Below are 19,051 nucleotides of genomic sequence, written 5' to 3' on the forward strand. Positions count from 1 at the left end.
AGATTCCTCGCGAGACCCGGCCGTGCCGGAGATGCAGCAGCACAGCACCGACGACACGCCTGGACGCGATCGGAAACAGGACAAGAAGGAGAAGTCGTTCCTGCGGGAACTGCCCGTCCTGATCCTCGTCGCGCTCGTGCTGAGCTTCCTGCTCCAGACCTTCGTCGCGCGGGTGTACCTCATTCCCTCGGAGTCGATGGAGCCCACCCTGCACGGCTGCCCCGGCTGCACCGGCGACCGGATCGTCGTCGAGAAGATCGGCTACCGCTTCGGCGATCCCCGGCCCGGCGACGTCGTGGTCTTCCGCGGCCCCGACTCCTGGTCCACCGGATACGTCTCCACCCGCTCCGACAACGTCGTGATCCGCGGCGTGCAGGAGGTGGGTTCCCTCGTCGGCCTCGTCCCACCCGACGAGAACGACCTCGTCAAGCGCGTGATCGCCGTCGGCGGGCAGACCGTCGAATGCTGCGACGACCAGGGCCGCGTCCTCGTCGACGGCCGCCCCCTCGACGAGCCGTACATCGAGATGGACTTCCCGTTCACCCCCGGCGTGGTCACCTGCGAGACCGAGGTGCGCTCGGGCCGCTGCTTCGGTCCGGTCTCCGTGCCGGACGGCCACATCTGGGTCATGGGGGACAACCGCTCCAACTCCGCGGACTCGCGCTACCACGTCGCCGACGAGAACCAGGGCACCATCCCGGTCGACAACGTCATCGGCAAGGCCCGGTTCATCGTCCTGCCGCCCTCGCGGTGGGGCACCATCGATTCCCCGGAGATCCAGCAACCGTGACCCCGTGGCCGCCGCGCGCTGTGATCCGCAGGTCTGCGGGCCTGCGCACCATGGAGTCGACGCTCGTGCGATGCGGGCTCGGGCCGGTCGCGGGGGTCGACGAGGCAGGCCGCGGCGCCTGCGCCGGGCCGCTCGTCGTCGCCGCGTGCATCCTCGATCCCCGACCACATCCGACGCTCGCGCGTCTCGACGACTCCAAGAAGCTCACCGAGAAGACCCGGGAGGAGCTGTTCCCGATCATCCGACGCCGCGCGGTGGCGTGGAGCGTGGTGATCGTGCCGGCCGCCGAGATCGACGCCATCGGTGTGCACGTGGCCAACATCGAGGGCATGCGCCGTGCGGTGATGCGGCTGTCCGTCGCGCCCGGGTACGTTCTCACCGACGGGTTCCGGGTCCCGGGCCTGCCGGCGCCGTCGCTGCCGGTCATCGGCGGGGACGCCGCGGCGGCCTGCATCGCGGCGGCGAGCGTGCTCGCCAAGGTCACCCGGGACCGGATCATGGTCGACCTGGACAGCGAGCTGCCCGGCTACGGCTTCGCCGTCCACAAGGGTTACAGCACCGCCGCGCACATGGCGGCGCTGCGCGATCTCGGCCCCAGCCGGGAGCATCGCCTGCGATACGCCAACGTCGCCGCCCTCCTCGGCGACGACTCCGGCCACGGCCGATTCGGCTCCGACGAGGCGGATGCGGGATGATGGATCGACACACCAGAACGGGAGGACACCGAGACCGATGAGTGCCGAGGATCTCGAGAAGTACGAAACCGAGATGGAGCTCTCGCTGTACCGGGAGTACCGGGACATCGTCGGTCAGTTCGCGTACGTCGTGGAGACCGAGCGACGGTTCTATCTCGCCAATGCGGTCGAACTGCTCCCGCACAACTCCGGCGGCGAGGTGTACTTCGAAGTGCGCATGTCCGACGCGTGGGTGTGGGACATGTACCGTCCGGCCCGCTTCGTCAAGCACGTCCGGGTCATCACCTTCAAGGACGTCAACATCGAAGAGCTCGACAAGCCGGACCTGCGCCTGCCCGACAAGCTGGGATAGCCGGCTCACCCCATCCGCGCCTTCGTGGCCGAATGTCACATTCAGTCGATTCGATCGAAGCGGTGTGACATTCGGCCACGGGCCGTTCCCCGGCCTCGCCCCGTCGGCAGGAGTTGTCCACACCCGGCGAGTTCATCCACAGATTCCGTGATCCGGACCGGCGGGGGCCGCGGGCGTCCCTCCTGTGCTGCACAGTGGTTGCCACACAGGGAGGGACGGGGATGGGACGTAATCAGCAGGTGGGGGCGCTGGGGGAGGACCTGGCCGCCGAGTTTCTCGAGTCGGCGGGCTTGGTGGTGCTCGCGCGCAACTGGCGTAGCCGGTACGGCGAACTCGATCTGATCGCCGAGGACGGCGACACCGTGGTGTTCGTGGAGGTCAAGACCCGCACCGGCCTCGGGTACGGCACGCCGGCCGAGGCGGTGACCGCGGCGAAGGCGGACCGCATCCGGCGGCTGGCCGCGCTGTGGCTTTCCAGCCACGAGCGACGATGGCGGCGCATCCGGGTCGATGTGGTCACGGTGCTGCTCCCATCCCGGGGCGCACCCGTGATCACCCATCGCCGGCAGGTGCTCTGATGGCGCTGGGGAAGGCCTACTCGGTGGCGGTCACGGGGGTGGACGGACAGGTCGTGGAGATCGAGGCCGACATCGGCCGCGGACTGCCGGGAGTGAAGATGGTCGGTCTGCCCGACACCGCGCTCCAGGAGTCCCGGGACCGAGTCCGGGCGGCGGTGACGAATTCCGGTGGCGAATGGCCGGATTCGCGGGTGGTGCTGGCCCTGTCGCCGGCGACGCTGCCGAAGGTGGGCAGCGTCTACGACCTCGCCCTCGCGTGCGCCGTGCTCAACGCCGCCAAGTCGATTCCACCGGAGTCGGTTGCGCGGACGATTCTGCTCGGGGAGCTGGCGCTCGACGGCCGGGTCCGGTCGGTGCGGGGAGTCCTTCCGGCGGTGCTCTCCGCCAAGCGTGCCGGGTGGGAGCGGGTGGTGGTGCCGGCCGCGACGATGCCCGAGGCCGGGTTGGTCGACGGCATCGACATCTACGGGGCGGGCACTCTCACCGAGGTGGTGCTGTGGCTGCGCGGCGACGGACCGCTCGAGCGACCCGGTCCCCGTCCACCGGGGGAGCGGCCGGGACGTGCGGACATGAGCGAGGTGGTCGGTCAGCACGAGGCACGACGGGCCATCGAGATCGCGGCCGCCGGTGCGCATCATCTGATGCTCACCGGCCCGCCCGGCATCGGGAAGACGATGCTCGCCCAGCGGCTTCCCGGGGTGTTGCCGGCGTTGACGGAGGAACAGGCGCTCGAGGTGACCGCGATCCACTCCGTCGCCGGAACGCTGTCGGCGGATCAGCCGCTCGTCACCGACCCGCCGTTCATCGCTCCCCACCACACCGCGTCGGTCAGCTCGCTCGTCGGCGGGGGCAGCGGCACGGCCAAGCCTGGTGCGGTCAGCCGTGCCCACCGGGGCGTCCTCTTCCTGGACGAGGTCGCCGAGATGGGCACCAAGGCGCTCGAGGCGTTGAGGACCCCGCTCGAGGACGGTGAGGTGCGCATCGCCCGCCGCGACGGCGTCGCGCGCTATCCGGCGCGCTTCCAGCTGATTCTCGCCGCCAATCCGTGCCCGTGTGCGCCGCCTCGCGACGCCGACTGCGTGTGCCCGCCCGCCGCGCGCCGCCGCTACCTGGGAAGGTTGTCGGGCCCGCTGCTCGACCGGGTGGACCTGCGGGTTCGGATGGAGACGGTAGCGACCGGCGCGCTCATGGGGGAGGCGGGGGAGAGCACCGAGGATGTTCGCGCCCGGGTGGCCCGGGCCCGGGCCGCCGCGGCAGCCCGCTGGAACGCGCACGGATGGAGCACCAACGCCGAGGTCCCGGGTCCCGCGCTGCGGCAGAAGTTCCGCCTGCCGCGCGCGGCGCTGGGGCCCGTGGAGTGGGCGCTGCGGAAGGGGGCGATCACCGCGCGCGGCGCGGATCGTGCGTTGCGAGTCGCGTGGACGCTGGCAGATCTCGCGGGGCTCGACGCCCCGGGAGAAGTGCAGGTGGCGACGGCTCTGGATTTCCGGGATCGGGGGACGGTGTGAGCGCGACGGATCCGCGCCGGCTGGCGTGGGCCTACCTGTCGGTCGTGGCGCAGGGGGCGTCGCGCATGCTGAACGCCGCGATCGCGGAGGCCGGCCCGGAGGTGGTCGCGGCAGCGGTGCGCGACGGTTCGATCGGCGGTCCCCTCCGCAGGCGTACCGCCGCCCGTGCCCATCTCGACTCCGCGGCGAGGGACCTCGAGCTGGTGGAGCGGCTGGGCGGCCGTCTGGTCACACCCGACGACGACGAGTGGCCGGCGTGGCAGTTGCTCGCGTTCGACGGTCTCGACGGCGCGGACGCCGATGCCGCGCCGCCGGCGTTGTGGGCGCTGGGGCGACGGCGGATCGACGAGCTGGTGGAGCGGTCCGTTGCCGTCGTCGGCACGCGTGCGGCCAGTGGCTACGGCGAGAACGTGACCGCGGAGATCGCCGGGGACCTGGCGACCGACGGGTGGGCGGTGCTGTCGGGGGCGGCCTTCGGGATCGACGCGGCGGCGCACCGGGCGGCCCTGGGGGTCGGTGGCGCGACGATGGCGGTGCTCGCGTGCGGAGTGGACCGCGCCTATCCGGCAGCGCACACCGGGTTGTTGCGGCAGATCGCCGAGCAGGGGGCGGTGGTCAGCGAGTATCCGCCCGGCACGCTGCCGGCGCGGTTCCGGTTCCTGGCCCGCAACCGACTGGTCGCGGCGCTGGGCGGGGGCGTGCTGGTGGTGGAGGCGGGCTGGCGCAGCGGGGCGCGGAACACGGCGGCGTGGGGGAGACGGCTGGGACGGCCGGTACTGGCGGTTCCGGGGCCCGTGACGTCGGCGGCGTCGCAGGGCTGTCATCGGATGATCCGGGAACAGGAGGCGCGACTGGTGGGCACCGCACGCGAGGTGGTCGAGGAGGTCGGCCCGATGGGTGTGGCCGACGACGGTGACGGGCGGTGGGCGCGAGCGCTCGACGGGCTCTCGGGCGACATGGCGGCCGTGTACGAAGCTCTGCCCGCGGTGGGTGCGGTGTCGGTGCAGCAACTGTCGGTGGCGTCGGGGCTGCTCCCGGAGCGGGTGCGGGCCGCGCTTCCGCTGCTCGAACTCGAGGGACACGTGCAGCGGGAGGCAGCCGGGTGGGCGCGCGGCGGCGGGTGAGCGTCAGGACTGCTCGTGCCCGCGTAGCTCCTCGGCTTTGGCCAGGATGGGCTTGTAGTACTTGTCGCCGAGCACCCGGGTCACCTGGGCCGCGAGCTCGGTCTCCCCGGTCTGGAGTAGGACGTACTCGAGCTCGGCCAGCTGTGCGCCGATCGCCTCGCGCCGGCGGTCCGTCTCCTCGAGGGCGCCGACGAGGCTGGTCAGGTACTGCGACGTGACGGTGTTCATCGTTTCTCGCATACCGCAACGATGGCGGAATTCCGGGGCGATGTCGGCGGATCGGCCGATCCCGGTGGTGTCGCGTCGATGCGGGGGGCGGTGGCCGCCGACGAACGGCACGCGTACGCTGCAGTGGTTAGGTAAGGCTGAGCAAATATGGAGGTGGGCGTGGCCCCGAAGTCCCCGCGATCGACGACCCTGACGGTGACGGGCAGCGAACGCCTGACCCCGCACCTGGTGCGGGTGTACCTCGGCGGTCCCGGGTTCGACGAGTTCGAACCCGGCCCGCACACGGATTCGTACGTCAAACTCGAGCTGGAGGCCGACGGCGAGACGGTCCTGCGTACGTACACGGTGCGGGCTGTGGACCGGGAGGCCGGGCAGATCGCGATCGATTTCGTCGTCCACGGCGATCAGGGTGTCGCCGGCCCCTGGGCGGCGTCCGTACGGCCGGGGCAGACCGTCGTGGTCCGTGGCCCGGGAGGCGCCTACCGTCCGGATCCGGACGCCGACTGGCACCTGCTCGCCGGGGACGACACCGCGATTCCGGCCGTCGCCGCGGCGCTCGAAGCCCTGGCTCCGGATGCGCGGGGCCGGGTGTTCCTCGAGGTGGCCGGCCCCGACGACGAAATCGCCCTCGCGGCGCCCGCCGGAGTCGAGGTCACCTGGCTGCACCGCGGCTCCGCTGCCGGAAATGCCGGGCCGGACCTGTCCGGCGCGAGCGCGCCCCTGGTCTCGGCCGTGACCGGCGCGGAGTGGCTGCCGGGAGACCCGCACGTGTTCATCCACGGGGAAGCGGAGACGGTCATGCAGTACCTGCGGCCGTACGTCCGCAAGACCCGCGGGGTTCCGGCGGCACGCGCGTCGATCTCCGGGTACTGGCGGCGCGGCCGCAGCGAGGAGGGCTTCCGGGAGTGGAAGCGCGAACTCGCCACGGCCGAAGCGCGGTGAGCGGGCTCAGGGGCGTTCGCGGGTGAGGGTGAGCAGTGCGGTCATCGACAGCGCGGCCGAGATCGCGATCGCCAGCGCCATCGGCAGCGCGGTGTCCTCCCCGCCGAGCCCGACCAGCGGCGACACCAGGGCGGCCAGGCCGAACTGCGAGGCGCCCATGACCGCGGAACCGGTGCCCGCCGTCTTCGGCACCTGCCCCTGCGCCAGCGCCGTCGCGTTGCCCATGACGAAGCCGAGGCTGGAGACGACGAGGAACAGCAGGGGCAGCACCAGCCAGCGGGCGGTGTCCGCGACCAGGACCGCGAGCACCAGCAGGATTCCGGCGGCCAGCATCTGGGCTACGCCGTACCGCAACAGGTTCCGCACCTCGAAGCGGCCGATGAGCCGGGTGTTGACGATGTTGCCTGCGACGAGGCCCACCGAGTTGACGGCGAAGATCAGGGAGAACTGTCCCGGCGTCATTCCCAGGACCTCCTGGACCACGAACGGTGACGCGGAGATGTACGAGAACATGGCGCCGAAGCCGAGCGCGAACGTCGCGGCGTAACCCACGAACTGCCGATTGCCGATCACCGTGCCGAAGTTGCGGGCGAGCGTGGCCAGGCCCCCGCTGTGGCGGCGTTCGGGCGGCAGTGTCTCCGGAACGACCGTGAGCACCGCGACGACCATCACCACCGCGAGGCCCGTCAGAACCCAGAAGATGCCGCGCCAACCGATCGGCCCGAGGAGGACGCCGCCGAGCAGGGGTGCGACGATCGGTGCCACTCCGCCGATGATCATCATGATGCTGAACAGGCGGGCGGCCTCGTTGCCGCGGGAGCGATCCGCAATCACCGCGCGCGCCAGCACGATTCCCGTGCCGCCGCTGAAGCCCTGGATCAGGCGCGCCGCGATGAGCACCTCCACTGTCGGCGCCGTCGCGCACAGGGCGCTGCTCAGGGCGAGGACGACGGTGCCCGCCAGTAGCAGGCGACGCCTGCCCCACCCGTCGGAGAGCGGTCCCACGACGAGCTGCCCGACGCCGAGGCCGGCCATGAAGGTGGTGAGCGTGAGCTGGATGCCGACCGTGCTGGTGCCGAGACTCTCCGACATGATCGGCAGTCCCGGCAGATACATGTCGGTGGCCAGCGGTGCGGTGGCGGAGAGCAGTGCCAGACCGAACAGCATCGGCAACGGAATCGTTTTACTCACGAACTAACCTTAGTGTGGGCCCGATCGGCGTGTTCGGTTGCGTGGGCGGTACCCACGGCGCACGGTGACGGCCATGGACACCGCGCTGCCGCCGCCTCTCGCCGTGCACCTCGAGGAGTTCGTCGAGCACCTCGACCTGCAGGGCGGCCGGTCTGCCCACACGATCCGCGCGTACACGACCGACATCCGCACCCTCCTCGCCCACCTCGAGGCCGGCCACCCGGATGCGCGGATCGACGACCTCACCCTCGAGGTGCTGCGCTCCTGGCTGGCCGACCAGGTCGCGGGTGGCGCTGCCCGTACGACCCTGGCGCGGCGCACCTCCTCCGCCCGGACCTTCTGCGCGTGGTTGGCCCGTACCGGCCGGCTCGACCACGATCCCGCGGCTCGGCTGGTGTCGGCCCGCACCCATCGCACCCTTCCGCCGGTGTTGCGGGCCGACCAGGCATGCGAGGTCATGGCGGCTGCGGAAGCCGGTGCGCGCGAGCTGGACCCGGTGGCGCTGCGCGACCGGCTCGTGCTGGAGCTGCTGTACGCGACGGGGATCCGGGTCGGGGAGCTGTGCGGGCTCGACGTCGACGACGTCGATGCCGATCGTCGGGCGCTGCGCGTGCTCGGCAAGGGAAACAGGGAGCGGACCGTGCCGTACGGTGCGCCCGCCGCCACTGCGCTCGACGCGTGGCTGCACAGCGGACGGCCCGCCCTCGCGCGCCCGGACTCCGGGCCCGCACTTCTGCTGGGTGCACGCGGCGGGCGGCTGGGCCCGCGCCAGGTCCGTTCCGTGGTGCACGAGAACGTGGCCGCGGTGCCCGGCGCGCCCGACCTCGCGCCGCACGGGCTGCGGCACAGCGCCGCCACCCATCTGCTCGAGGGCGGGGCCGACCTGCGGGTGGTGCAGGAGTTGCTCGGACATGCGAGCCTCGCGACGACCCAGCTCTACACCCATGTGTCGGTAGCGCGGCTGAGGGCGGCGCACGAACAGGCGCATCCGCGGGCGTGACTCGGGCGACGAACCCGAGGTTTGGTACGGTCGCCGCCGCATCTGCTGCGCAATCCGGGGGGAATTGTGGGACACGAGGAGTCGACGCACGCTCTGCCTGCCTGGCTTCGGGACGAACCGGCGCCGGTCGGCCGCCGCGGAAGGCGACGGGGTGGCGACCGTGCGGTCGTGCTGCCTGCGCATCCGGAGCTGCCTGCGCAGCCGGAGCCGCCTGCGCAGCCTGTACATCCGCCGTCCCGGCCCGCGCCCGTCGAGGTGGACCGGTCGACGGGTCTGCCGGATCCGGTGCCGTCGGTCCCGTTCGGCATGCCTCCTCGAGAACGTCCCGCATCTGTGCCCGAAGCGCGGATCGTCGATGCAGCGGTTCCCGAACCGTCCCGTGTCGAACCTGTCACCCCCGAACCCGTCACCCCCGAACCTGGGGACCCCGAACCTGGGGAGCCCGAACCTGCGGACCCGGAACCCGCCCTCGAAGCCGCAACAACAGAACCGGTGGTGCCGGAACCGGTTGTCACCGGACAACCCGCCGACGCCGCGGTGGCCGGGCCCGCGACTGCGACCGGTCCGGAGGAGGCGGCGGGGCAGAACGGTCCGGGGGAACATCACCGCACCGAGCCCGCACCGCGTCCACCCACGCCCGGCGCGGACGCCGCCGGGTCACCCCTGCGAGCGGCGGACGATCCCGAACGCCCGACGTCGTCGACCCCTCCCGGGCATTCCACCCCAGGACACCGCCGGGAAACCGGCACGGTGGAGTCCGGCGCGCCGGAGCCCCGGCCGTCCGATCAGGACCTGACCTCCGGCGCCCTGGTCCGGCGGTCCCGGCGCTCTCCGGCAGCCGGTTGGCGGCGCAGCGTGCACCGGCTCACCGGCGGGATCCTCGCGCCCGGCGAATCGACCGACGAGGCGTACCGGCGTGAGCTCCGGGACCGGGTCCGGCAGCCGATCAGCGGCGACTACCGGATCGCGGTGCTCTCCCTCAAGGGCGGTGTCGGGAAGACGACGACCACCGTCGGTCTCGGCTCCACGTTCGCCTCGTTGCGGGGGGACTGCGTGATCGCGGTCGACGCGAATCCCGACTTCGGGACGCTCGCGCAGCGAGTGCCCCAGCAGACCGAGTCCACGGTGCGCGACCTGCTCGCCGCGGCCCCGCGGATCTCCCGCTACGCCGACGTCCGCGCGCACACGTCGCAGGCGCCGAGCCGTCTCGAGGTGCTTGCGAGCGAACGCGACCCGGCCGTGTCCGAGGCGTTCAGCGAGGACGACTACCGCCGCGTCGTGGACATCCTGCGGGTGTACTACAACGTCGTCCTCACCGACTGCGGCACGGGCATCATGCATTCGGCGATGCGGGGGGTGCTCGATCTCGCCCACGCGCTCGTGCTCGTCGCATCCCCGGCGATCGACGGGGCCCGGAGCGCTGCCGCGACGCTCGACTGGTTGCAGCACCACGGTTTCGGGGCGCTCGTCGAGCGCACCGTCGTGGTGATCAGCGCTGCCCGGCCCGGGGCCACCAACATCGACATGCAGGCACTGACGGGCCACTTCCTCGCGCGGTGCCGGGCCGTGCAGGTGGTGCCGTTCGACGAGCACCTCGCCGAGGGGGCCGAGATCGACCTCGCTCTGCTCCGGCCCGCCACTCGTCGCGCCTTCCTCGAACTCGCCGCCATGGTCGCCGACGACTTCGCCGCGGTGTCGGGACGTCACGCCGCGGGCCGCGGCCCGGAGCCGAGCCGCGGGCGCGCCTGAGCGGTCCCGCCGCCGCGCCCGGACACGGGCTCGAGACGGATCACCGACCGCACGAGCGGCAACGGGTCGAGGTAGTCGTCGCGGCCTCGGCGCATTCCCCAGTGCAGGCAGGCCACCGCGGGGCAACCCTCGTGGCCCGGCTCGAGGGTGCCGAGCGGGTCCCCCCGTTCCACGCGCCGGCCGGCGGTGACCGTCGCGGTCACCGGCTCGTAGGTGGTGCGCAGCCCGCCGGCGTGCTCCACCGAGACCACGGGTTTGCCGGCGACGGTCCCCGCGAACACCACCACGCCGGCACCGGCGGCGAGCACCGGCTGCCCGGGCCGGCCGGCGAGGTCGGCGCCCCGGTGCCCGGGAAGCCAGTCGTGCTCGGGACCGTCGAAGGGGCGGGCCACCGCCGGCCGTGGCTGCAGCGGCCAGCCGAACTCGCGGGGAGACGCCGCGGCGGGAACCGACCCCGCCAGTGTGGCGAGCGCGGTCAGGACGGCGATCCCGGTGATCTTCATCCGCCCAGCGTGCCGGGCGGTGCCTGCGACGGACAGAGTCTGCCCGGCATTGTGGACAACCCTCCGATTCGTCCACAGATCGTCCGAACCGGCCCGCTGATCAGGCAGTTGTGGTTCCCGCAGGGCAAGGCCGTACACTGTTCGAGCGGTCTGTGTTCGCAGATCGACTTCGCGCGTCCGCGCGCTGATCGCCGCCCGGTGCTCCGGGCGCCATCGGAAATTGGCCGTCGGCCGGTCCCGCAAGGGTCCGACGGGCATGCGGACGCCAGGGCGGGGATCACCCGATCTCCCGCGGCAACCGAACCGAAAGAGAGAACAGCCATGGCTGTCGTAACAATGAAGCAGCTGCTCGACAGCGGCGCCCACTTCGGTCACCAGACCCGTCGCTGGAACCCGAAGATGAAGCGGTTCATCTTCACCGACCGCAACGGCATCTACATCATCGACCTGCAGCAGACCCTGACGTACATCGACAAGGCGTACGAGTTCATCAAGGAGACGGTCGCCCACGGTGGCACCGTGCTGTTCGTCGGCACCAAGAAGCAGGCGCAGGAGTCCATCGCGGAAGAGGCCACCCGGGTCGGGATGCCCTACGTGAACCAGCGCTGGCTCGGCGGCATGCTCACCAACTTCTCCACCGTCCACAAGCGCCTGCAGCGCCTGAAGGAGCTGGAGTCGATGGAGCAGACCGGTGGGTTCGAGGGTCGCACCAAGAAGGAAATCCTCATGCTCACGCGTGAGAAGACCAAGCTCGAGCGCACCCTCGGTGGCATCCGCGACATGGCCAAGGTGCCGTCGGCGATCTGGGTCGTCGACACCAACAAGGAGCACATCGCCGTCGGCGAGGCCCGCAAGCTGAACATCCCGGTCGTCGCGATCCTCGACACCAACTGCGATCCCGACGTCGTCGACTACCCGATCCCGGGCAACGACGATGCGATCCGTTCGGCTGCGCTGCTGACCAAGGTCGTCGCCTCCGCCGTCGCCGAGGGCGTGCAGGCCCGCGCCGGCCAGAGCGCCGACAAGGACGCCAAGCCGGAGGCCGGCGCCGGCGAGCCGCTCGCCGAGTGGGAGCAGGAGCTGCTCGCGCAGGCCACCCCGGCCGCCGAAGCCGAGGCCCCCGCCGCCGACGCGGCGCCCTCCGCCGAAGCCTGATCCGATGCGCGGCCCTGACCGGTAGATCCTGAGATCATGGTCGGGGCCGTCGCACGCGACCGCGCCGCATCAGTGCACCCGCACGCGACCGAGCCGCATCAGAGGAAACTTCCGCGCGAGCACCCATCGCGCACAACAGACACAGGAGGCTCGCTTCCCATGGCGAACTACACCGCCGCCGACGTCAAGCGTCTGCGTGAGCTCACCGGCTCCGGAATGCTGGCGTGCAAGAACGCCCTCGCCGACAACGACGGCGACTTCGACAAGGCCGTCGAGCAGCTGCGCATCAAGGGCGCCAAGGACGTGGGCAAGCGCGCCGAGCGCTCCACCGCCGAGGGCCTGGTCGCCGCGAAGAACGGCGTGCTCATCGAGCTCAACTCCGAGACCGACTTCGTCGCCAAGAACGACGAGTTCCAGGCTCTCGCCGAGAAGATCGTCACCGCTGCGGCCGAGGCCAAGCCGGCCGACCTCGAGGCCCTCAAGGCCGTCGAGGTCGACGGCAAGACCGTCGACACCCTCGTGCAGGAGCTCTCCGCCAAGATCGGCGAGAAGCTCGAGCTGCGCCGTCTCGCCGTCTTCGACGGCCCCGTCGCGGTGTACCTGCACAAGCGTGCGTCCGACCTGCCGCCGGCTGTCGGCGTGCTCGTCGAGTACTCCGGTGAGGGTGACGCCGCCGCAGAGGCCGCCCGTGCCGCCGCGATGCAGGTCGCCGCGCTGAAGGCGAAGTACCTCTCCCGCGACGAGGTTCCGGCCGACACGGTCGAGAACGAGCGCCGCATCGCGGAGGAGACCGCCAAGAACGAGGGCAAGCCGGAGGCCGCCCTGCCGAAGATCGTCGAGGGCCGGCTCAACGGCTTCTTCAAGGACGTCGTGCTGCTCGAGCAGGCCTCGGTGACGGACTCGAAGAAGACCGTCAAGGCGCTGCTCGACGATGCCGGTGCCACCGTGTCGCGCTTCGTGCGTTTCGAGGTCGGCGGCAGCTAGACCTCTCGTTTCCTCGACCCCGTCGGCGCTCGCCGGCGGGGTCGAGGCGCGTCGGCGACCCGATTTCGGGCCGATCGGACACTCGCGCCCCCGTCTCGGTTCCACGGGGTCGGATGAGGCAGGATGAAAGGGCCGACCCACCGCTCGACCCGAGGAGAACCATGTCCGAACACGCCCAGGAACGTCCCGGTTTCCGTCGGGTGCTGCTCAAGCTCGGTGGGGAGATGTTCGGCGGGGGCAAGGTCGGTCTCGACCCGGACGTGGTGACGACCGTCGCCGAGGAGATCGCCGAGGTCGTCCGCTCCGGGGTGGAGGTAGCCGTGGTCATCGGCGGCGGCAACTTCTTCCGGGGCGCCGAACTGCAGCAGCGCGGTCTCGACCGCGCTCGCTCCGACTACATGGGCATGCTCGGCACGGTAATGAATTCCCTTGCGTTGCAGGATTTCCTGGAGAAGCAGGGCGTGGACACCCGCGTCCAGACCGCTATCACGATGGGGCAGGTCGCCGAGCCGTACCTGCCGCTGCGTGCCCGCCGGCATCTCGAGAAGGGCCGCGTGGTGATCTTCGGTGCCGGCATGGGCATGCCGTACTTCTCCACCGACACCACCGCCGCGCAGCGCGCCCTCGAGATCGGCGCGGAGGTGGTCCTTATGGCCAAGGCTGTCGACGGGGTCTACTCGGCCGACCCCCGGATCGACGCCGACGCGACCCTGTTCACCGAGATCACCCACCGCGAGGTCATCGAGAAGGGCCTCAAGGTCGCGGATGCGACCGCCTTCAGTCTCTGCATGGACAACGACATGCCGATCATGGTCTTCAACCTGCTCACCGAGGGGAATATCGCTCGGGCTGTCGCCGGTGAGAAGATCGGAACACTCGTACGGTCATGAACGGACAACGGAACATGGAGGAACAGCCGTGATCGATGAAGCTCTCTTCGAAGCCGAGGAGAAGATGGAAAAGGCCGTCACGGTGGCCAAGGACGATCTCGGATCCATCCGCACCGGCCGCGCGAACCCCGGCATGTTCTCCAGGATCGTCGTCGACTACTACGGCGCGCCCACCCCGGTCACGCAGATGGCCAGCATCAACGTCCCCGAGGCGCGCATGGTGGTCGTCAAACCCTACGAGGCCTCGCAGCTCGGCCCGATCGAGACCGCGATTCGCAACTCCGACCTGGGGGTCAATCCGACCAACGACGGGTCCCTGATCCGCATCTCCATCCCGCAGCTGACCGAGGAACGCCGCCGCGAGCTGGTCAAGCAGGCCAAGGCCAAGGGTGAGGACGCCAAGGTGTCCGTGCGCAACGTGCGACGCAAGGCGATGGAGGAGCTGCACCGCATCCAGAAGGACGGCGAGGCCGGCGAGGACGACGTCACCCGCGCGGAGAAGGAGCTCGACAAGACCACGGCGAAGTACGTGGCGCAGATCGACGAGCTGGTCAAGCACAAGGAAGCCGAGCTGCTGGAGGTTTAACCGTGGGTACCGCCGCCGGGTCGTCCGATCCGCAGCTCCCCCTGGGCGTCACCGACGCCGACTCGGCGGCCGACGCCGCGAAGGCGGGCACCGAGGTCCCGCCGGGCCGGCCCGATCCGACCCCTGCCGCGGAGCCGGAGAAGAAGGCGTCCCGCGCCGGCCGGAACCTGCCCGCCGCCGTGGGCGTGGGCGCCGGGCTCGGTGGCCTCGTCATCGGCGTGCTCGCGTTCGCCCCCAAGGCCTGGCTCCTCGTCGTCGCGGTGGCCATCGCGATCGCCACCTGGGAGGTCACCAAGCGCCTGCGTGAGGCGGACGTCCTGGTTCCCCGGGTCCCGCTCCTGGTCGGGGGGCAGGCGATGATCTGGCTCGGCTGGCCCTACGGCACCACCGGCGTGCTCGGCGCCTTCGCCGGCACCACCGTCGTGTCGATGCTGTGGCGGCTGTTCGACCGCGGACTGCGCGGCCGGCCCCGCAACTACCTGCGCGACACCGCGGTCACCGTCTTCACCGCGGCATGGGTACCTTTCCTCGCGTCGTTCGCGACGCTGATGGTCCTCGAGGACGACGGTGCCGCCCGGGTGTTCTGCCTGATGATCGTGTGCGTCGCATCCGACGTCGGCGGATACGCGTCCGGGGTGCTGTTCGGCAAGCACCCGATGGCGCCCGCGATCAGCCCGAAGAAGTCCTGGGAGGGTTTCGGCGGCTCGGTTCTCGCCTGCACCGTCGCCGGTGTGCTCACGGTGACCCTGCTGCTCGACGCCGCCTGGTGGATCGGTGTGCTCCTCGGCGTCGTGCTCGCCGCCACGGCCACGGCGAGCGACCTGATCGAGTCGCAGGTCAAACGGGATCTCGGCATCAAGGACATGGGCACCCTGCTGCCCGGCCACGGCGGGATCATGGATCGGCTGGACTCCATCCTGCCGTCCGCGTTCGTCACCTGGCTCGTCCTCGGGGCCTTCGTCTAGGCCGGTGACGAGAAGGCAGCGGTCCGACACGCACGGGGTGGTGCCCAGCCCCAACATCTGGCACTGGCCGGAGGTCTACGAGGAAGAGAACCGCGCCCAGGACGTCCACGGCGTCGTGTACACGGCGCTGCGCGAGGCATACGACTGGGCCGGTCGGGACGTGGTCGACGTGGGCTGCGGCACCGGCTTCCACCTGCCGATGTTCGCGGCCGCGGCGCGCACCGTGACCGGTGTCGAACCGCACCCGCCGCTGGTGGAACTGGCACGGCGACGGACGCGGGGCGGGCCGGGCGTGCGAGTGCAGACCGGTTCGGCCGAGCACCTGCCGCTCGCGGACAGCAGCGTGGACCTCGTGCACGCCCGTACCGCGTACTTCTTCGGTCCCGGGTGCGGGGCAGGTATCGCCGAGGCGATGCGCGTGCTGCGGCCCGGCGGCGCCCTCGCGATCGTCGATCTCGACGCGACCGCCCATCCGTACGGCGAATGGATGCGCGCGGACCTGCCGCACTACGACCCGCGCACAGTCGAATCGTTCTTCGACGCCCAAGGTTTCGACCTGCGCCGGCTCGACACGGAGTGGCGTTTCCCGGACCGCGCCACGCTCGAGCGCGTACTCGGCATCGAGTTCGGCCCCCAGGTTGCCGAGCGTGCGGTGCGTGGCACGGCAGGCACCGCCCTCACGGTGCGCTACCGGCTGCACGTGCGCCGCAAGCCCCGGGGACTGGAGATCGCCTGACCGTGCCGCGAACCTGCCGGGGGCTGCGGACCTGCCGGGGGCTGCGGACCTGCCGGGGCCGCGAACCTACCGGTGGTGGGTGCCCCGGATGCGGAACACCCGGGCCAGTTCGCTGATCCTCTTGGCCTTGGCCAGGCGGGGCAGGTCACTGCCGTCGCGCACACCGCGGCCGTCCTCCCCGAGTGTGTCGATCACGTCGCGGGCCCAGCCGACCTCGTCGGAACTGGGGCTCAGGGCGGCGTTGGCGAACGGTGCCCGGGCCGGGGTCATGCACAGCTTCCCGGTCATTCCCATGGAGGCGGTCAGCTTCGCCTCCCGCTCGAGAACCTCGGGGTCGTCGGTCAGCGACGGTCCGTCGACGGGACCGGGCAGGCGGGCCGCCCGGCTCGACACGACCAGGCGGGAACGCGGGTACGCCATCGCGAGCGGGGAGTCGTCCATTCCGGTGTCGCGGCGGAAGTCGCCGCTGCCGAAAGCCAGCCGGAACGTCCCGTCGGCGCGGGCGATCTCGGGCGTGGCCTCGAGGCCCACCGCCGACTCGATGAGCACGAGGATGCGGGTTCCGGGCGGCAACTGAGCGGCGGTGGCGTCGACCTGCTGGCCGCTTTCGGTCTTGGCGAGCATCACGCCCTGCAGGCCGGGAACCGCGGCGAGCGCGGCGAGATCGTCGGCCCAGTGCACGGTGGTGGCGTCGTTGATCCGCACCCAGGCACGGCCACCGCCGCGCAGCCATTCGACGACGTGACCCCGTGCGGCGGCTTTGCCGGCCGCCGGCACGGCGTCCTCGAGGTCGAGGATCACGGCATCGGCTGCGGACGCGGCAGCCGCCGCGAAGCGCTCCGGGGCGGTGCCCGGAACGAGCAGCCAGGATCGGGCGAGCTCGGGTGCGACGGTGGCGGAGGCGGGGGCATCCAGGTGGGCGGTCACGTCAGGCTCCTCGGGTGAAGGTCTTGTCTCCAGGGTGCCCTCTTGTCGCCGCGTTGGGGAGATTGGGTGCGTTGTGTTCGTCACCCGCCGCTGGGCGGCGCGGTGTCACCGCCGCTGGGCGGCGCTGTGTCACCGCCGCTGGGCGGCGCTGTGTCACCGCCGCTGGGCGGCGCGGTGCTAGCGCCGCTTCGCGGCACGCTTGATCTGCAGGATCCGCACACCGCCCGCCAGCGCCATGACGAGGGCTCCCGCGATGGCCGACAGCAGCAGGCTCACCCCCAGCGGCAGGGTGAACTCCCAGGCGAACAGTTCCATGGTGACCGAGTCGAGGTTCTGCAGGATGAACACGAGCAGCAGGATCAGGACCAGAACACCGATGACCAGGCCGGTCCACGTCGATGCCGCGCGGCTGCGGTCGAGGGGAATCTCCGGCGCGGGACGGAGGTCGGAATCGGGCGTGGCCTTCGTCGAGCCCTGCCGGTCGGGCCGATCCCCGCCGGGCAGGTCCGGTACCGGATCGGGCAGATTCGCGGGGCGGTCGGTCATGGATCGATCATCTCGCTCCGGCTGCCGCTGCACACCGTATTCGGCGAGGAAGACCGGCTCCGCCGCCGTAATGGATAATGGGTCATTATGCCCTCCTCTCTTCCCCTGGTTTTCGACGCGCCCAAACGCGGTATGCCGCCGCGTCACCTCGCCGACCTCGACGCCGAGCAGCGCCGGGCGGCCGTGCGTGAACTGGGCCTGCCGTCCTTCCGGGCCGATCAGCTGGCCCGGCACTACTACGGGCGGCTCGAGGCCGATCCGGAGAAGATGACGGATCTGCCGGCGAAGGTGCGCGAGCAGGTGGGGGCGGCGTTCTTCCCCGCGTTGCTGACACCGGTCAAGCACGTGGCGTGCGACGGCGGCGAGACCCGCAAGACGCTGTGGCGCGCCGGGGACGGCACCCTCCTCGAGAGTGTGCTCATGCGCTACCCCGACCGCGCCACCCTGTGCATCTCGAGCCAGGCCGGCTGCGGGATGGCCTGCCCGTTCTGCGCGACCGGCCAGGGCGGCCTGGATCGGAACCTGTCCACCGCCGAGATCGTCGATCAAGTGCGCGCCGCGGCCGCGGCCCTGCGCGACGGTGACGTGGCCGGGGGACCGGGTCGTCTGTCCAACGTGGTGTTCATGGGGATGGGGGAGCCGCTGGCGAACTACAAGCGGGTGGTGGCCGCGGTGCGGCGCATCACCGCCCCGCCGCCGGAGGGACTGGGCCTGTCGCAGCGGTCGGTCACCGTCTCCACCGTCGGTCTGGCGCCGGCGATCCGCCGGCTGGCCGACGAGGACCTGAGCGTGACCCTCGCCGTGTCGCTGCACACGCCGGACGACGAACTGCGCGACACGCTGGTGCCGGTCAACAACCGCTGGCCCGTCGCCGAGGTGCTCGACGCCGCGCGCTACTACGCCGACCGGACCGGTCGCCGTGTCTCCGTCGAGTACGCCCTGATCCGCGACGTCAACGACCAGCCGTGGCGGGCGGACATGCTGGGCAAGAAGCTGCACAAGGCGCTCGGCCCGCTGGTGCACGTGAACCTGATCCCGCTCAACCCGACGCCGGGCAGCGAATGGGACGCCAGCCCGAAGCCGGTCGAGCGCGAGTTCGTTCGTCGCGTCCAGGCTCAGGGGGTCTCGTGCACCGTGCGGGACACCCGGGGCCAGGAGATCGCGGCAGCCTGCGGCCAGCTCGCCGCCGAGAACTGAATACGGACTCGCGGCAAGCGAAGGGTCCGCCCGGGACGAACCGGGCGGACCCTTCGGTGTTGCTGTGGGGACGTGCGGCTACCTGCGGCGCCGGCGCTGGACGATGTCGCGCACCAGGATGGCGACGAGCAGCGCGGCGAAACCGATCAGGAACCAGTTCTCGACGTTGCCGTTGTGGTTGCCGATGATCATCGCCAGCAGGAACAGGGCGATGAGCCAGCCCATGAAACGGAACAGGCGGGGCGCCTCGCCACTCCAGCCCCACTCCGCCGACGGCACCTCGGCCGTGTCGACGCCAGTGGTCTTCAACTCGGTACCGGCCACCGCTTGTCCTCCTGGTCGCAAAGATCTTCGCTGTTGGGCCAATCGTGACATACGACCGCCCGTCGTACGAAGTGGGGGCGC

Annotated in this window: 22 protein-coding genes; 16 read left to right on the forward strand and 6 right to left on the reverse strand. The window is 71.2% G+C overall.

Annotation, left to right across the window (positions count from 1 at the left end):
* Positions 1 to 31: 31 nt before the first annotated feature.
* The 6 genes from lepB to dprA all read left to right on the forward strand — a co-directional run bounded on the left by lepB (position 32) and on the right by dprA (position 5,047).
* A complete protein-coding gene (gene lepB, locus F1734_RS11850) occupies positions 32 to 790 on the forward strand; it encodes a signal peptidase I (protein ID WP_017680550.1) in 759 nt (252 codons plus the stop codon).
* Complete coding sequence (locus F1734_RS11855; protein ID WP_059174765.1) at positions 787 to 1,485, forward strand: ribonuclease HII; 699 nt, start codon at positions 787 to 789, stop codon at positions 1,483 to 1,485. The genes lepB and F1734_RS11855 overlap by 4 nt, the downstream gene beginning before the upstream one ends.
* Before the next feature lie 37 nt (positions 1,486 to 1,522).
* Positions 1,523 to 1,837 carry a DUF2469 domain-containing protein gene (locus F1734_RS11860; RefSeq protein WP_003939014.1) on the forward strand — a complete coding sequence of 105 codons (315 nt, stop codon included), beginning with the start codon at positions 1,523 to 1,525 and terminating at the stop codon, positions 1,835 to 1,837.
* Between the two features lie 221 nt (positions 1,838 to 2,058).
* Positions 2,059 to 2,415 (forward strand): YraN family protein, encoded by a 357-nt coding sequence (locus F1734_RS11865; protein WP_026137711.1) that lies wholly within the window; start codon positions 2,059 to 2,061, stop codon positions 2,413 to 2,415.
* The gene (locus tag F1734_RS11870) at positions 2,415 to 3,923 is read left to right on the forward strand and encodes a YifB family Mg chelatase-like AAA ATPase (protein ID WP_010592748.1); all 1,509 of its coding nucleotides are present in this window, start codon (positions 2,415 to 2,417) and stop codon (positions 3,921 to 3,923) included. Before F1734_RS11865 ends, F1734_RS11870 begins: the two co-directional genes overlap by 1 nt.
* Positions 3,920 to 5,047 (forward strand): DNA-processing protein DprA, encoded by a 1,128-nt coding sequence (gene dprA / locus F1734_RS11875; protein ID WP_010592747.1) that lies wholly within the window; start codon positions 3,920 to 3,922, stop codon positions 5,045 to 5,047. Before F1734_RS11870 ends, dprA begins: the two co-directional genes overlap by 4 nt.
* Positions 5,048 to 5,050: 3 nt before the next feature.
* Here dprA and F1734_RS11880 read toward each other — a convergent pair whose 3' ends face one another.
* Positions 5,051 to 5,287, reverse strand: a complete 237-nt coding sequence (locus F1734_RS11880) for a hypothetical protein (RefSeq protein ID WP_225222748.1) — start codon at positions 5,285 to 5,287, stop codon at positions 5,051 to 5,053.
* A 135-nt stretch (positions 5,288 to 5,422) separates the two neighbouring features.
* Between F1734_RS11880 and F1734_RS11885 the strand changes: the two genes are divergently transcribed.
* Positions 5,423 to 6,217, forward strand: a complete 795-nt coding sequence (locus F1734_RS11885) for a siderophore-interacting protein (protein ID WP_010592745.1) — start codon at positions 5,423 to 5,425, stop codon at positions 6,215 to 6,217.
* 6 nt (positions 6,218 to 6,223) lie between these two features.
* On the opposite strand, the gene F1734_RS11890 is transcribed toward F1734_RS11885, so the two are convergent.
* Positions 6,224 to 7,384 carry a multidrug effflux MFS transporter gene (locus F1734_RS11890; RefSeq protein ID WP_017680555.1) on the reverse strand — a complete coding sequence of 387 codons (1,161 nt, stop codon included), beginning with the start codon at positions 7,382 to 7,384 and terminating at the stop codon, positions 6,224 to 6,226.
* A 97-nt stretch (positions 7,385 to 7,481) separates the two neighbouring features.
* Between F1734_RS11890 and F1734_RS11895 the strand changes: the two genes are divergently transcribed.
* Together F1734_RS11895 and F1734_RS11900 are read left to right on the forward strand one after the other, a co-directional pair.
* The gene (locus F1734_RS11895) at positions 7,482 to 8,408 is read left to right on the forward strand and encodes a tyrosine recombinase XerC (protein WP_017680556.1); all 927 of its coding nucleotides are present in this window, start codon (positions 7,482 to 7,484) and stop codon (positions 8,406 to 8,408) included.
* Between the two features lie 492 nt (positions 8,409 to 8,900).
* Positions 8,901 to 10,157 carry a nucleotide-binding protein gene (locus F1734_RS11900; protein ID WP_017680557.1) on the forward strand — a complete coding sequence of 419 codons (1,257 nt, stop codon included), beginning with the start codon at positions 8,901 to 8,903 and terminating at the stop codon, positions 10,155 to 10,157.
* Here the strand turns inward: F1734_RS11900 and F1734_RS11905 are convergent.
* Positions 10,112 to 10,660 carry a M23 family metallopeptidase gene (locus F1734_RS11905; RefSeq protein ID WP_203011719.1) on the reverse strand — a complete coding sequence of 183 codons (549 nt, stop codon included), beginning with the start codon at positions 10,658 to 10,660 and terminating at the stop codon, positions 10,112 to 10,114. The genes F1734_RS11900 and F1734_RS11905 overlap by 46 nt on opposite strands.
* 321 nt (positions 10,661 to 10,981) lie before the next feature.
* On the opposite strand from F1734_RS11905, the gene rpsB reads away from it, so the two are divergent.
* From rpsB to F1734_RS11935, 6 genes are all read left to right on the forward strand, one after another.
* Positions 10,982 to 11,815, forward strand: coding sequence for a 30S ribosomal protein S2 (gene rpsB, locus F1734_RS11910; RefSeq protein ID WP_003939003.1), 834 nt, complete (start codon positions 10,982 to 10,984; stop codon positions 11,813 to 11,815).
* Positions 11,816 to 11,974: 159 nt separating this feature from the next.
* Positions 11,975 to 12,799, forward strand: coding sequence for a translation elongation factor Ts (gene tsf / locus F1734_RS11915; protein ID WP_010592739.1), 825 nt, complete (start codon positions 11,975 to 11,977; stop codon positions 12,797 to 12,799).
* A gap of 161 nt (positions 12,800 to 12,960) precedes the next feature.
* Complete coding sequence (pyrH, locus tag F1734_RS11920; protein ID WP_003939001.1) at positions 12,961 to 13,689, forward strand: UMP kinase; 729 nt, start codon at positions 12,961 to 12,963, stop codon at positions 13,687 to 13,689.
* A gap of 28 nt (positions 13,690 to 13,717) precedes the next feature.
* On the forward strand, positions 13,718 to 14,275 hold the full coding sequence (frr, locus tag F1734_RS11925; protein ID WP_006937444.1) for a ribosome recycling factor: 558 nt from the start codon (positions 13,718 to 13,720) through the stop codon (positions 14,273 to 14,275).
* 2 nt (positions 14,276 to 14,277) lie between these two features.
* Positions 14,278 to 15,240, forward strand: coding sequence for a phosphatidate cytidylyltransferase (locus F1734_RS11930; RefSeq protein WP_010592738.1), 963 nt, complete (start codon positions 14,278 to 14,280; stop codon positions 15,238 to 15,240).
* A gap of 37 nt (positions 15,241 to 15,277) precedes the next feature.
* Entirely contained in the window at positions 15,278 to 15,976 is a 699-nt protein-coding gene (locus F1734_RS11935) for a class I SAM-dependent methyltransferase (RefSeq protein ID WP_059174585.1), read from the forward strand.
* Positions 15,977 to 16,042: 66 nt separating this feature from the next.
* On the opposite strand, the gene F1734_RS11940 is transcribed toward F1734_RS11935, so the two are convergent.
* Together F1734_RS11940 and F1734_RS11945 are read right to left on the reverse strand one after the other, a co-directional pair.
* Positions 16,043 to 16,903 carry an HpcH/HpaI aldolase/citrate lyase family protein gene (locus tag F1734_RS11940; protein WP_017680559.1) on the reverse strand — a complete coding sequence of 287 codons (861 nt, stop codon included), beginning with the start codon at positions 16,901 to 16,903 and terminating at the stop codon, positions 16,043 to 16,045.
* 177 nt (positions 16,904 to 17,080) lie between these two features.
* Entirely contained in the window at positions 17,081 to 17,449 is a 369-nt protein-coding gene (locus tag F1734_RS11945) for a LapA family protein (RefSeq protein ID WP_040271831.1), read from the reverse strand.
* An 87-nt stretch (positions 17,450 to 17,536) separates the two neighbouring features.
* On the opposite strand from F1734_RS11945, the gene rlmN reads away from it, so the two are divergent.
* Entirely contained in the window at positions 17,537 to 18,646 is a 1,110-nt protein-coding gene (rlmN, locus tag F1734_RS11950; RefSeq protein ID WP_203011720.1) for a dual-specificity RNA methyltransferase RlmN, read from the forward strand.
* 78 nt (positions 18,647 to 18,724) lie between these two features.
* Here the strand turns inward: rlmN and F1734_RS11955 are convergent, their stop codons facing one another.
* Positions 18,725 to 18,970 (reverse strand): DUF2631 domain-containing protein, encoded by a 246-nt coding sequence (locus F1734_RS11955; protein WP_010592732.1) that lies wholly within the window; start codon positions 18,968 to 18,970, stop codon positions 18,725 to 18,727.
* Positions 18,971 to 19,051: the final 81 nt, after the last annotated feature.

The organism is Rhodococcus ruber (genome assembly GCF_016804345.1).
GTDB classification, from domain to species: domain Bacteria; phylum Actinomycetota; class Actinomycetes; order Mycobacteriales; family Mycobacteriaceae; genus Rhodococcus; species Rhodococcus ruber.

What these genes read in the sequence shown, in the direction of transcription:
- tsf (WP_010592739.1), top strand. Translation starts at nt 11,975, where the DNA reads ATGGCGAACTACACCGCCGCCGACGTCAAGCGTCTGCGTGAGCTCACC.
- rlmN (WP_203011720.1), top strand. Translation starts at nt 17,537, where the DNA reads ATGCCCTCCTCTCTTCCCCTGGTTTTCGACGCGCCCAAACGCGGTATG.
- F1734_RS11895 (WP_017680556.1), top strand. Translation starts at nt 7,482, where the DNA reads ATGGACACCGCGCTGCCGCCGCCTCTCGCCGTGCACCTCGAGGAGTTC.
- lepB (WP_017680550.1), top strand. Translation starts at nt 32, where the DNA reads ATGCAGCAGCACAGCACCGACGACACGCCTGGACGCGATCGGAAACAG.
- pyrH (WP_003939001.1), top strand. Translation starts at nt 12,961, where the DNA reads ATGTCCGAACACGCCCAGGAACGTCCCGGTTTCCGTCGGGTGCTGCTC.
- F1734_RS11885 (WP_010592745.1), top strand. Translation starts at nt 5,423, where the DNA reads ATGGAGGTGGGCGTGGCCCCGAAGTCCCCGCGATCGACGACCCTGACG.
- F1734_RS11860 (WP_003939014.1), top strand. Translation starts at nt 1,523, where the DNA reads ATGAGTGCCGAGGATCTCGAGAAGTACGAAACCGAGATGGAGCTCTCG.
- F1734_RS11880 (WP_225222748.1), bottom strand. Translation starts at nt 5,287, where the DNA reads ATGCGAGAAACGATGAACACCGTCACGTCGCAGTACCTGACCAGCCTC.
- F1734_RS11870 (WP_010592748.1), top strand. Translation starts at nt 2,415, where the DNA reads ATGGCGCTGGGGAAGGCCTACTCGGTGGCGGTCACGGGGGTGGACGGA.
- rpsB (WP_003939003.1), top strand. Translation starts at nt 10,982, where the DNA reads ATGGCTGTCGTAACAATGAAGCAGCTGCTCGACAGCGGCGCCCACTTC.
- F1734_RS11905 (WP_203011719.1), bottom strand. Translation starts at nt 10,660, where the DNA reads ATGAAGATCACCGGGATCGCCGTCCTGACCGCGCTCGCCACACTGGCG.
- F1734_RS11890 (WP_017680555.1), bottom strand. Translation starts at nt 7,384, where the DNA reads ATGCTGTTCGGTCTGGCACTGCTCTCCGCCACCGCACCGCTGGCCACC.
- F1734_RS11945 (WP_040271831.1), bottom strand. Translation starts at nt 17,449, where the DNA reads ATGACCGACCGCCCCGCGAATCTGCCCGATCCGGTACCGGACCTGCCC.
- F1734_RS11865 (WP_026137711.1), top strand. Translation starts at nt 2,059, where the DNA reads ATGGGACGTAATCAGCAGGTGGGGGCGCTGGGGGAGGACCTGGCCGCC.